Annotated in this window: 13 protein-coding genes; 4 read left to right on the plus strand and 9 right to left on the minus strand. The window is 57.8% G+C overall.

The window, feature by feature from the left end:
* The first annotated feature begins 113 nt into the window (after positions 1 to 113).
* The 3 genes from AC2Q8J_RS09135 to dxs all read left to right on the plus strand — a co-directional run bounded on the left by AC2Q8J_RS09135 (position 114) and on the right by dxs (position 3,243).
* A complete protein-coding gene (locus AC2Q8J_RS09135; RefSeq protein WP_027873163.1) occupies positions 114 to 329 on the plus strand; it encodes an exodeoxyribonuclease VII small subunit in 216 nt (71 codons plus the stop codon).
* Positions 329 to 1,240, plus strand: coding sequence for a polyprenyl synthetase family protein (locus AC2Q8J_RS09140; protein WP_204994691.1), 912 nt, complete (start codon positions 329 to 331; stop codon positions 1,238 to 1,240). The genes AC2Q8J_RS09135 and AC2Q8J_RS09140 overlap by 1 nt, the downstream gene beginning before the upstream one ends.
* Positions 1,241 to 1,353: 113 nt before the next feature.
* Positions 1,354 to 3,243 carry a 1-deoxy-D-xylulose-5-phosphate synthase gene (gene dxs / locus AC2Q8J_RS09145; protein WP_486451111.1) on the plus strand — a complete coding sequence of 630 codons (1,890 nt, stop codon included), beginning with the start codon at positions 1,354 to 1,356 and terminating at the stop codon, positions 3,241 to 3,243.
* A 1-nt stretch (position 3,244) separates the two neighbouring features.
* On the opposite strand, the gene AC2Q8J_RS09150 is transcribed toward dxs, so the two are convergent.
* From AC2Q8J_RS09150 to AC2Q8J_RS09165, 4 genes are all read right to left on the minus strand, one after another.
* Positions 3,245 to 4,336 (minus strand): ELM1/GtrOC1 family putative glycosyltransferase, encoded by a 1,092-nt coding sequence (locus tag AC2Q8J_RS09150; RefSeq protein WP_486451112.1) that lies wholly within the window; start codon positions 4,334 to 4,336, stop codon positions 3,245 to 3,247.
* 118 nt (positions 4,337 to 4,454) lie between these two features.
* Positions 4,455 to 5,045: a GTP cyclohydrolase II gene (gene ribA / locus AC2Q8J_RS09155; protein WP_239547458.1), complete on the minus strand. Its 591-nt coding sequence runs from the start codon at positions 5,043 to 5,045 to the stop codon at positions 4,455 to 4,457.
* A 334-nt stretch (positions 5,046 to 5,379) separates the two neighbouring features.
* Positions 5,380 to 6,012, minus strand: a complete 633-nt coding sequence (locus AC2Q8J_RS09160; RefSeq protein WP_204994695.1) for a retropepsin-like aspartic protease family protein — start codon at positions 6,010 to 6,012, stop codon at positions 5,380 to 5,382.
* Positions 6,013 to 6,108: 96 nt separating this feature from the next.
* Positions 6,109 to 7,026, minus strand: a complete 918-nt coding sequence (locus AC2Q8J_RS09165; RefSeq protein ID WP_204994696.1) for a LysR substrate-binding domain-containing protein — start codon at positions 7,024 to 7,026, stop codon at positions 6,109 to 6,111.
* A 93-nt stretch (positions 7,027 to 7,119) separates the two neighbouring features.
* Here AC2Q8J_RS09165 and AC2Q8J_RS09170 point away from each other — a divergent pair, with 93 nt between their 5' ends.
* Complete coding sequence (locus AC2Q8J_RS09170) at positions 7,120 to 7,980, plus strand: sterol desaturase family protein (protein ID WP_027873170.1); 861 nt, start codon at positions 7,120 to 7,122, stop codon at positions 7,978 to 7,980.
* On the opposite strand, the gene thiD is transcribed toward AC2Q8J_RS09170, so the two are convergent.
* The 5 genes from thiD to thiO all read right to left on the minus strand — a co-directional run bounded on the left by thiD (position 7,977) and on the right by thiO (position 12,322).
* Complete coding sequence (gene thiD, locus AC2Q8J_RS09175; RefSeq protein ID WP_286839825.1) at positions 7,977 to 9,443, minus strand: bifunctional hydroxymethylpyrimidine kinase/phosphomethylpyrimidine kinase; 1,467 nt, start codon at positions 9,441 to 9,443, stop codon at positions 7,977 to 7,979. The two genes, AC2Q8J_RS09170 and thiD, sit on opposite strands and share 4 nt — an antisense overlap.
* Positions 9,444 to 9,479: 36 nt before the next feature.
* Positions 9,480 to 10,115: a glutathione S-transferase family protein gene (locus AC2Q8J_RS09180; protein WP_486451113.1), complete on the minus strand. Its 636-nt coding sequence runs from the start codon at positions 10,113 to 10,115 to the stop codon at positions 9,480 to 9,482.
* A 100-nt stretch (positions 10,116 to 10,215) separates the two neighbouring features.
* Positions 10,216 to 11,013 (minus strand): thiazole synthase, encoded by a 798-nt coding sequence (locus tag AC2Q8J_RS09185; protein WP_486451114.1) that lies wholly within the window; start codon positions 11,011 to 11,013, stop codon positions 10,216 to 10,218.
* A 32-nt stretch (positions 11,014 to 11,045) separates the two neighbouring features.
* Entirely contained in the window at positions 11,046 to 11,249 is a 204-nt protein-coding gene (thiS, locus tag AC2Q8J_RS09190) for a sulfur carrier protein ThiS (RefSeq protein ID WP_286695120.1), read from the minus strand.
* Positions 11,246 to 12,322 (minus strand): glycine oxidase ThiO, encoded by a 1,077-nt coding sequence (thiO, locus tag AC2Q8J_RS09195; RefSeq protein ID WP_486451115.1) that lies wholly within the window; start codon positions 12,320 to 12,322, stop codon positions 11,246 to 11,248. The genes thiS and thiO overlap by 4 nt, the downstream gene beginning before the upstream one ends.
* Positions 12,323 to 12,324 lie beyond the last annotated feature (2 nt).

Here is a 12,324-nt window from a genome sequence, read left to right on the forward strand (position 1 = left end):
TTAACTTACTGCGGGGGCAATCCAATTACTGTTAACGAGCCACCAACAGCGGACAGTTAGCCACAAGGGCTGCTAAAATGCCGTCGAAAATTCCCTCAGCTGGAGAGTACCCGATGGCCAAGGCAAAGGCGGTTAATTTTGAATCTGCCCTCAAAGAGCTCGAAACACTCGTGCAAACGATGGAATCTGGCGAGTTGAGTCTGGAAGAGTCGCTAAAAGCCTTCGAGCTGGGCATGAGCTTGAGTAAAGACTGTCAGCAGGCGCTTGCCGATGCTGAGCTAAAGGTGCAACAACTCACCGCCGACCTCGACGCTACGGACCCCGCCTAATGCCCTTCGACACCTATCTTCAGCAATGTCAGTCGCGGCTACAGCGCGCGCTGCCGGAGCACCTGGCCCAGGCATTTAGTGAGTTCAGCGACCACGATGCCAGCGAGCAGCTGGCCCGCCTGACCGAGGCCAGCCAATACAGCATTATGAATGGTGGCAAACGCGTGCGCGCCACGCTGGTCTACGCCACCGCGCAAACTTTACAGGCCGACATCGACGACGCCACATTGGACAGCATTGCCTGCGCCATTGAGATGATCCATGCCTACTCCTTGGTTCACGACGACTTGCCCGCCATGGACGACGACGACCTGCGCCGCGGCAAGCCCACTTGCCATATCGCCTACGACGAGGCCACGGCCATTCTTGTTGGCGACGGCTTGCAAAGCCGCGCCTTTGAACTGATCGCCGAGCTTCCTCTCCCTGCCACACACTGCGTGGCGATGGTAAAGCTTCTGGCGGCCGCCAGTGGCCCGCGCGGCATGGTCGGTGGACAAGCTATCGACCTCGCAAATGTTAATCGCAGCCTCGATCTGCACACACTGCAAACCATGCACCAGCTCAAGACCGGCGCGCTCATCCGAGCGGCTATCGGCCTGGCCGCCCTGGCCTGCGGAGCCAGCGCGTCACAGCAGCAACAACTGGACGATTATGGCAAAGCCGTCGGCCTGGCCTTCCAGGTGCAGGACGACATCCTCGACATAGAGAGCGACACAGCGACATTGGGCAAAACCCAGGGCGCCGATATTTCGCTAAACAAGCCGACCTTCCCCAGCCTGCTCGGCCTCGATGGCGCCAAGGACCTCGCTCGGCAGCTCCACCAGCAAGCCGTGGCAGCACTGAGCAGCTTTGGCGATCACAGCGACGCCCTGCACCAACTTTCCAACTATATTATTGAGCGGCAACACTAGGCGGGCCATCAACATTGGCCGCTAACAACGTATAGTACCGCGCGAACACCGTGTCGCAGGCCGACAATTGGTTTACAATTGCCCCCTTTTTCGCCGCTTTGGGTCAGAAATTGATGTTCCAGAAAATTCCCTCGCAGCCACCGTCAACGCCCTTACTCGATGGCATCGCCGACCCGGACGACCTGCGCGGCTTGGAAGAACAGCAACTCCGTCAGCTCGCCTACGAACTCCGCGAGTACCTGTTGTATTCGGTTGGTCAAACCGGCGGACATTTTGGCGCTGGCCTGGGCGTTGTCGAACTCACCATCGCGCTGCACTACATTTACAACACTCCTGAAGACCGCCTGGTCTGGGATGTCGGCCACCAGTGCTATCCGCATAAAATATTAACTGGCCGGCGCGAGCGCATGAATACCATGCGCAAAGCAGGTGGCTTAGCCGGCTTCCCCAAACGCGAGGAAAGCCCCTTTGACACCTTCGGCGTCGGGCATTCCAGCACCAGTATTAGCGCCGCCCTGGGTATGGCCATTGCCGCCCGACAACAGGGCATCGACCGGCGCACCGTTGCGGTCATTGGCGACGGCGCCATGACCGCGGGCATGGCCTTTGAGGCTATCACCCACGCCAGCCACACCGGTGCCAATATGCTGGTGGTGTTGAACGACAACCAGATGTCGATTTCGAAAAACACGGGCGGGCTGAACACGTATTTTTCTAAGATCTGGGCATCGAAAACCTACAACCAGATCCGCAGTGGCGGCAAATCCGTGTTGGAGAAATTCCCCGGCCCGGCAAAAGATATTGCTGCCCGCCTGGAAGAGTACATGAAGGGGATGGTCTCTCCTGCCACGCTATTTGAAGAGCTGGGCTTCAACTACATTGGCCCCATCGACGGTCACGACCTGGATGTACTCGTTCCCACTTTGCGCAACCTTCGCGAGCTCGACGGCCCGCAAATGCTGCATATCATGACAAAAAAGGGCAAGGGCTTTGCCCCGGCCGAGAAAGACCCGGTAGGCTTTCACGCTATTTCGAAAATTGAGGCCGACACCCCCGCCGCAAGCAAAAAACCGGCGACCCCTGTTAGCAAACCCAAATACCAGGATATTTTTGGTCAATGGCTGTGCGACCAAGCCGAGGCCTGCGACAAACTGGTGGGCATCACGCCGGCAATGTGCGAAGGCTCTGGAATGGTTGCCTTCTCAGAGCGCTATGCAGAGCGCTTTTACGATGTTGCGATCGCTGAGCAACACGCCGTTACCCTCGCTGCCGGTATGGCCTGTGACGGCTTGAAGCCGGTTGTCGCAATTTATTCAACGTTTCTCCAGCGCGCCTACGACCAGCTGATCCACGATGTTGCCCTGCAAAACCTCGATGTGACCTTCGGCATCGACCGAGCGGGCCTGGTGGGAGAGGATGGCCCCACCCACGCAGGTGCCTTTGACCTCAGCTTCTTGCGCTGCATTCCCAACATGGTCGTAATGGCGCCCGCCGACGAAAACGAAACCCGACAAATGCTTCATACCGCCTATCACTACCCAGGGCCAGCGGCTGTGCGCTACCCCCGCGGCACTGGCCCAGGAGTTATACCGGCCACAGAAATGGCAGCCCTGGAGATCGGCAAAGGTCGAAAAATACGCGAAGGTGGCGAGGTCGCGATTCTGAGTTTTGGCACACTTTTAACGGCTGCTCAGGAAGCGGGAGAAAAGCTCAACGCTAGCGTTGCAGATATGCGCTTCGTTAAACCACTGGATACCGAGTTAATTGACCAGCTCGCTGCGACGCACTCGCTGATCGTCACCGTTGAAGAGAATGTGATCGCTGGTGGCGCAGGCAGTGCGGTAACGGAATACCTGCATCAGCGCGGCGTGAACGTCGCGGTATTGCAGCTCGGCCTGCCCGACACCTTCGTCGACCACGGCAACCACCATACTCTGCTCAGCCAGCTCGGCCTGGACGCCGAGGGCATCGCCCAAAGCATTCAACAGCAACTGCAAAGCTGAACTAGCGTGCGGCGACTTCCGGCATAGCCGGCCTCGCCGGTAAGGCCTCCCCCTCAACGGGCTCAGTAATCGCCAGGCGCGCCTGCAAGCGCTGGTAAAGGCTGTCGAGGTGCTGCTCATAGGAGCGCAACGGCATAAATGCGCTTGGCTGGTACAACTCGAGATCAGCGATCGCCCAGCGCTCAACCAAGCCCTGGCTCTGCAAATACAGCAACGATCGCAAGTGGCTTCCGCGAATCACCGAATTCGCTGGGCGCAAGCCGATTACCTGTTTGTGCATTGCCACCGACTCGCTCACCATGCTCAAGCTATCTTCCGTGCAAAAAATGCGCTCTGCTGCCCCCAAGTAGGCATCGGCATTCGGGCTACTTGCCCCCTGATACACAATGGATGACAAGCAATTCTGCTCGTTGAGGTAGCCGCCGAGGATCTCTCCCGCTTGCTGGCCGCTGCGGCGCGACGTGGTAAGCAGCCACTGAATGCCGTGGCGCGTGGCGACCGCCGCCATCGCCCGCCCCAGCTGATGCCAATCACTCTCCTGATAGCGCAGACCGCTGCCATCTCCCCCCACCAGCATCGCCCACAGCGGACGCTCAGCTTGCTCTGACAACAGGCTACCTGCACGGGTATTTTGCTCGGCATCGGTTTTGCAAAGTGCTACACGGCTGGAAACATTGCACTGCTGCCAGGCGCTGCTAGCTGAAGCGGTGGGAAACGCGGTGACATTTGCCGAGACGGCATTGGCAGGCAGGCTATAGCAATTTCCGATCACGACATTGCGGCAGCGCCAATGCTGGCTCAGCGCAACATTCAGCGCCAATACATTGCCACCGAAGGACACAACAATATCCGGTGCGATATCCGGCAATTCATCACAGCGGTATGCGATAGACACTAGCCGCTGCGCCCAGGGTTGATTCATCGCGGCCAGTAGTCGCAATAGTCGGTTTAGCAACTTAAACCTGGGTCGCGCCTGTATGGCGTGAATCTGGGTGTCACCCCGGTGGCGCCGAGCAAGCAGCCGCGCTACGCCCTGGGCCTGCGAAAAATGTCCGGGCTTACCATCGTGAAGGACTAAAATGTGTTGTGACATCCGCGCTGACTCTCTCTGCTTACGATGAGAGAGAGGCTATCGGCTGCCAATGACTGAGCGGCGACAATACACTTACGGTTTAGTGACAGCGCCGCAACTCAATGAGTGTGAACAGGGCCTAGAACAAGTGCCCCAGTTTGCCGGACTTGGTTGCCAGATACTTGGCATTGTGAGGGTTTTGCCCCGTTTGCAAGGGCAGGCGTTCAACCACGTCGACGCCCTGATCCGTCAGCGCATTGACCTTGCGAGGGTTGTTGGTCATCAAGCGCACTTTGCTGATACCGAGCTCTTCGCACATGACTTTCAGCAAGCTGTAATCACGCATGTCTGCACCGAAGCCCAGGCGTTCGTTTGCCTCGACCGTATCGGCGCCTTCATCCTGAAGTTTGTAGGCGCGGATCTTATTCATCAGGCCAATGCCGCGGCCCTCTTGCCGCAAATAAAATATGGCACCGCGACCTTCCTCGGCAATTTTCTCCATCGCCGCCTGAAGCTGGGAGCCACAGTCACAGCGCATGCTGAACAGGGCGTCACCCGTCAGGCACTCTGAATGGATACGGGCGAGCACAGGCTGACCGTCGCCGATATCCCCGAGGCTTAATACAACGTGTTCTTTGCCGAGTTCGGCGTCCTCGAAACCATGAATATCAAACACTCCCCAAGGGGTGGGAAGCTTGGAGGACTCAATAAAGCGGACCGCCACAGGCATCTCCAAGAAAAAATCCGGTCGCGCATTTTAGCAGCGACGCGCGCAGCAGGCGAGCCAGAATACGCAATTGGGGCAGCCAGGGCCTGTTAACACTAATTGAGTTACGCCTGTTGCGGCTAAAAATTCTCCAATCTAGGAATGAGAAGAGAGGTTTGCTTATTCCAAATGAACGACGAATGGTGGATTTTTAGCCACAACCCAGAGGGCTGGCGCCATTTTTGCCCCCAGCGTTGTTGTCGGTCGCTTGTTTGGGCCCACCAAACTTCGCTTCCTCCGCCTAGCTGGAGGCAAAAATGACCTCCAGCAGGCGCATCTCAATTAGTGTTAACAGGCCCTAGGGGGCACTTAAGGTCATAATACTGCCGCGTTCTTGAAGATCGACATGCTCTAGAAAGCTCATTCCCAGCAGTATTACATGGGGGTATTCACCATCCACCACCACAGCGGGAATATGGTGGCGCTCTATGCCACCTACCGCCAGTTTGTCCAGTTTCACCGCAAAGCCGCGGCTGACACCAGACGCGGTGGCAATACTAACCACTGGCGCGTCGTCGTAGCGAATACCTAATTGGCGGGCATGGCGAGCGCTCATTGCTACTTTGGTGGCGCCGGTATCCACCACCGCCTCGGCGCTTCGACCATTGATCTGCAGGCGCGTTCGGTATTCACGATTGCTGTTGCGCTGCAACACCACTTCCTGGCGTTTGCTCTCGGCATACAGTGTGCCAATACGTTTATTGAGTGTGAGGCGGTGGGTTTTTCCTTGATAGCGCACCTGAGCAAATCGCGAATTCGCCGACAGCACTTTGGCCCCACCCGGGTGGCTGCTGCCGGTGCGCACTAATTGTTGCTGGCCATTGATCTCCAGCAGCACCGCGTTTTTAAATAGTCCGCGCACAATCAACTCGCTGGCGCTGGCTGTCGTAGCCGCCACCATTAAAACTGCAATTATCGCCAGCTGTTTCATACGCGCGATCTCAAAAATGGCTCTGTCTGATTATTGTGTTTGGCTACGCGCATAGTAGCAACCACACAGCGCAGGTCGATACGTTATCTCCACAGCTTAGCCAGCACCCGGCAATCGCTGACGCCGAAGTAACTCAATAAACCAACGGTGCCCTGCATCGCCGTTCAGGCTTAGTGGCCACATCAGCCAGACGGGTATCGGCGGAACCGGCAATGGAAAGGGCAGAACCTGAATATCGTAGGCCGCAGCGTATCGCCTGGCGAGTTCGCGGGGCATAGACGCCAGGGCATCGGTTTGCTCAACCACCGACGGCATGGCCGCGAAGTGCTGAACATGAAGGTCGACCCGGCGCTCAAGCTTCTGCCCGCCCAGTGCCAATTCAAGCTGGCTGCGGTAACGGCTGCGCTGGCGCAGCAAAATGTGGCCCTCTGCAAAATACTGTTGCGCAGACAGGCTGCCAGCGATACGCGGGTGGGCACCGGCGGCAATCACTACCAGCTCTTGCTCACCCAATAGCGCCGAGCAGACTTTATCCGATTCAATCCGCACAAAGTCGATCACTGCATCGTACTCCAGGCGAGACAAGGCTTTGGCCACGTCTTGCTGGTCCAGCACTTCGTTGCGCAAGCGCAGACCCGCTCCTGAACCCTGCAATGCGCGCAGCAGCGGCCCCAGCGCCGCCATTTCCATGTAGCCGTCAGCCAACAGGCTGAATTCCCGCTCGGCGGTGGCAGGTGAGAACACTTGCTCCACGCTGAGCGCTTCAGAAATCAGTGCGAGGGCCTCGGCGACGGCCGCCTGAGCGGCAATCGCCCGTGGCGTTGGCCGCATCCCGCTGCGGGTGCGCACAAACAGCTCGTCTTTCATGGTCAGCCGCAAGCGCTGCAAGGCCGCACTGACAGCGGGCTGGCTCATGCCGAGTTGCTCGGCCACCCGAGACAAATTTTGTTCGCGCAGCAGGGCCTCAAACACCGTGAGCAAATTAAGGTCGACCGAGCGTAAATTCAGCTTCATAAATATTAGGTATATAAATTATCAAATTTACAAATACCTCAAATCCCGTAACCTGTCTACATCAGCCGCATATAACAGTAACAAGGAGCTGCCATGACACTGCAACCTGCGCATTTCGTGACACTATTTATAATTGTTTTTGCCCTATGGGAATGGCTCAGTGGCCGCGCCCGCGCCGAGCGCAAAAGCAAGGAAGATTGGCAAATGGCGGGACTGAGTGCCGCCGGCATGGTGCTTATCCAACGGCCGGCACTGCTGTTTGGCATCGCTTGGATCGCTGGCCTCATCATCCCTCAGTATCAGGGCGGCCTAAGCTGGTTAGTAAGTGATTACTTCTGGCTAACCCTTATCGGCTACATCGCCTTAGAGGAACTGTTCCACGGCCTTGGACACTGGTTTGCCCACGCCCGCCGGCCCAAATCGCGCTGGCTACAACGCCTGCAAGGCCTCTATAAGATCGGCCATCGCCCGCACCATTTGTCGGGCGGTAACGACGGCAAGGGGCAATTAACGGTGACGCAGACCTTTGTGGAGCACTGGCTGTGGTGGTTCATCATGCCCAATTACTGGTTCCAGTTTTTGGCTCTATACCTGGGGCTCACAGAGGTGTTTATTATCGGCACGCTGTTCAAAGGCCTGTGGGCGGCTCACAACCACGTGAACTGGAACTATGACTTGTACTTCCTCAACCACCGCTGGGCTTGGGTGAGAAATAGCATGTATGCCCTGTGCCACATTTTCACCTTTCCGACGCAGCACCACCATCACCATGCCCGTGGCAAAAACTCAGGGAGCAACCTATGCAACCTGTTGGCGATCTACGATTGGTTGTTGTTCGGTACATTGGTGATCGAGCGCGAGAAGCCCAAGGTCTATGGCTGGCGCCAAACCCCCGAAGAGGAGCACAGCGCCTTATACCGCTACTTTTACACCGACCTTGCTAAGCTTCGCTAGTGAAGCGCCAGTAATTCGGCGACCACCGCCTCAGGGTCATCCGCCTCGGTAATCGCGGTGATCATCGCACAGCTCCCAACGCCCGTCGCCAGCACGTCGGGGGCCCGGCGGCGATCGATCCCGCCTATCGCAGTAAGGGTATAACTCGGCGACAGGATATCGACCCAACGCTTAAGCTGAGTCAGGCCCTGAGCCCCAAAGCGCATCACCTTGCTGGTCGTCGGGTAGACCGGGCCAATCGCGATATAACTGGGTGACAGCGCATGAGCACGAGCGATTTCATAGTAGCTGTGGGTGCTCACGCCCAAGCGCAAGCCAGCAGCGGCGATCGCGCCAATGTCGGCAATATCCAGGTCTTCCTGGCCCAGGTGTACGCCATAGGCCCCGGCGTCAATCGCCTGGCGCCAGTAATCATTAATAAACACCCGCGCGCTGTATTGTTGGCCCAGTGCAACAGCGCGCCGAATTTCCTCATCGAGATTGCTCTGCTCGGGGTTTTTAATGCGCAACTGGATCGTTTTAACACCGGCACGCAGCAAGCGCTCCAGCCACTCAGTACTGTCCACCACCGGGTACAAACCCAGTTCGCCGCCACAATCGGGAAACGCCTGAATCGGCGCGGCGGGCAACTGCCGACTCAAACGTGGAAAGTCCTCCAGCCGCTGAGGCCAGCCCAGGTGTACAACCGGGCCGGGGCCACCACCGAGCTGCACAGCCAAACGCAGTCCCTGACTGACATAGGCCTTAGCAATGACTAAGGCATCAGCCAGTTCATAGCCACGAGCGATCAGCGCCGCTATCGCCGACGATAGCGTACAGCCAGTGCCGTGGGTATTGAGTGTGTCGATATTTTCGCCACTCAGCCAGAAGCCACTCTCGCCATCGGTCCAATAGTCGTGACGACAGCCATCATCGGTGCTCAGGTGCCCGCCAGTTAGCAGCACCGAACGGGCGCCTAACACCACGATATCCTGGGCGGCACGCTCTACATCAGCCGGGGAGTTAATCTCACGATTGAGCAGGGTTTCGGCTTCGCTGATATTTGGCGTCAGCAGGTCGGCGCGCGGCAAGATTTTTTCGATCAACGCTTCGCTGACACCGTCCTCCATCAGCTGACCGCCACTGGTAGACACCATAACCGGGTCGCAAACCACAAAGCCGCGATAGTCAGCCAGGTACTTTGCCACCATCTCAACAACATCTTCGCCGCCGAGCATCCCCAGCTTTATCGCCGCCGCCTGCAGGTCACTGTCGAGCGCATTAATTTGCGCAGCCAGCGCTCGACGCGGCGTAATAGCCACATGCCCAACCGTAAAACTATTTTGCGCAGTTAATGCCGTAACCACTGAACAGCCGTGCACGCCAAAATCGTGAAAGCTGGCCAAGTCCGCCTGAATACCGGCTCCGCCACCGGAATCTGAGCCGGCAATCGTCCATGCAATGGGCTTTGAATGACTCGCCATAAGACCTTTTTACCTCTGATTAACCGTGGGGTTTCCCTACTCTGGTCGAAATATGGCTTCGGCCTTGAGCCACATTGGTCGGTCGCGCAGGCGCAATAGATACGCCTGAATATTGGCGTAGGGGCCAAGCACATCGCCGCCCGCCGGCCCGGGAATCAACGGCGAATCGAGCATCATCAGCGGAAAGGCCACCATAATATCGGCAGCGCTAAATTCACCGGCGATGTACTCTCTATTCGCCAGCAACTTCTCCATGTACCCGAGTACCGTATCGAATTCACCGTGCACAAAACTGTTGTAGGCGGGGTTATCCACGCCACTCATGCCGGCGATCATATTCATCAGCACCGGCGTCATCAGCGTTGACTCGGCCGCATGAAGCCAGTGCAGATACTCAATATATTCCGGTGTCCCGGCGGCCGGCCGCAGGCGACCCTCGCCATACTTGTCGAGCAAATATTCCACAATGGCGCCGGATTCCGGGATCACCAAGCCATCATCTTCAATGACCGGCGCTTTCCCCATCGGGCTGACCTCCCAAAGCGAGGGTGGCGAGCGGAATGTCTCTGGGTCGCGATCGTGCTTAACTAAGCGGTATTCAAGACCGAGCTCCTCCGCCAACCAGATAATCCGGTCGGAGCGAGAGAGACCAAGATGATGGATCGTTAACATGAAGCCTTCCTGTGCTGAAATGGGTTGGGGCGCGGCACCTGCCTACCACTGATAATAGCAGTGCTTTGCTATCGGTACCGGCCTCGCGCCACGGCGATGATTATTGGTGCCAAAACGGCATACCGAGCGTCGGTGTCGACGGTGAGGCGGTTTGCCGAGCTGGCATCGCACCCGCGCGATACGCCTTGCGGCCCGCAGAGAGTGCATCGCGAAACGCCTCGGCCATGGTGACCGGCTGACTGGCCTGGGCGACCGCGGTATTGAGCAATATGCCGTCGTATCCGAGCTCCATTGCCTGTACGGCATGAGACGGTTTACCGATGCCCGCATCCACGATCAACGGCAATGACGGCAAACGCTCACGAATGGTTTGTAAATTGTAGGGGTTCATTAACCCCCTACCCGTACCAATTGGAGAGCCCCAGGGCATCAGCACCTCACAGCCGGCATCGCGCAGACGCTGACAAACAACCAGGTCGTCAGTGCAATACGGGAAGACCTTAAAGCCCATCTTGCTCAACTGCTGGGCCGCCTCGATGGTGGCGATTGGATCCGGCTGCAAATTGTAGTCGTCGCCAACAACTTCCAACTTCAACCAGTCCGTCTCAAAAAGCTCGCGGCTCATTTGCGCGAGCGTCACCGCCTCTTTCACGGTGTGACAGCCGGCGGTGTTCGGCAACAGGGTTTTCCCAAGGCTTTTAATTTGCTGCCAAAATGCCTCGCCACCGCCTTGTTCAGGCGACTGGCGGCGCAGACCGACGGTAATAATTTCAGCGCCCGAGGCCAAAATAGCCTCGCACATCACCTGCGGTGACGGGTACAGCGCACTCCCTATCAACAGGCGACTGGTAAACGACTTACCGTAGAGGCTCCACGGGTCCTGCCGATCTACAGACATGCTTTATTCCTCAATTTTCGAGCAAACGAGCGCTAGCCACCTTGCACGGGGGCCAACACGTCTAGCTGATCGCCATCGCGCAAGCGGTGCTCGCCATAGCGTGAACGCGGCACAAAATCACCGTTTACGGCAACCGCAACCTTGCCACTTTCAAAGCCCCATTCTTGAAGCAGTGCCGCCAGGGACTTCTGCTTATCGCACTGCTTCTGCTGATTGTTCACACTGACGGCGATCATGACGCTCGGACCCGTTCACACATACCCTGATCAAATTTTTCCAATGCCTGCTCCACGACATGAGGACTGAGCAGGTAGCCGTGACGATAGAGGCCGTTCACTACCAAACGGCCCGGCTCAGCCATGACCACCGGTAAGTTGTTTGGCATCGCCGGCCGGCAATGCGACCAGGCATGCTCTACCTCCGCTTCCGCAAAACCACTGTGCAAGCTGTACAACGCCGACAGTAGCTCCAGATGACTGCGCACTGTCACCGGCGCCATCGACTCGCTCTCGATCTCCGTGGCACCAATCACATAGCGATTATCCGGCCGTGGCGCGACGTAGAGCTTGTAGCGAGGGTGCATCAAGCGCACTGGGCGCTGTAAGTTCACCTCTGGCGCATGCAGCCACAATACCTCACCGCGCACGCCCCGCAGCCCCGCCAATTGCCCCTTGGCACCAATCCCGCGGCAGTCGACGACGCAATCAAAATCTTGCCAGCGGCCCTGCGCATACAGACGCCCCGGCTCAATGTCCGTAACGTCGACATGCTCGTGCCACTGGCCTGACAGCTCGGCGATGGCGTGAGCGAGAGCACGAAGTAGCGCGCTGTTGTCGAGGTAGCCCTCGTGGGGCAGGAACAAACCGTTGCGATAACGACCCGCTAACTCTGGCTCCAGTTCCGCGAGGCGAGTCGCAGAAAGTTGCTCAACATCGGCTAAATGATCGGGCACGACCGCCTGCAACTGCTGGAGAAAATGCGCCAGTGTGGACTGGTCCAGTTCGTGCGCAACGACAACACTGCCATCAACGCGGCATGTGATATCCACGCCGGTTGCTTCGTTCAGCTCAGCAATGTGCTGAGGCCACCACGCGAGAGCGCGCAAGCCCCAGTCGAAAACCTGACGCTCGGCGCTCGCCACTTCCGTGTACGGCGCCAGCATCGACGCGGCGATACGCGCCGCGCTCTGCTCGGCAGCGCGACTACCGCGTTCAAAGATACAGAGCCGGTGCCCACGCTGCAGCAACTTCCAGGCGAGCAAGCGCCCGAGCAAACCGCCACCAACAACGGCAATAGATATTGCGCTCATGC

The organism is Spongiibacter sp. C9W (genome assembly GCF_057370015.1).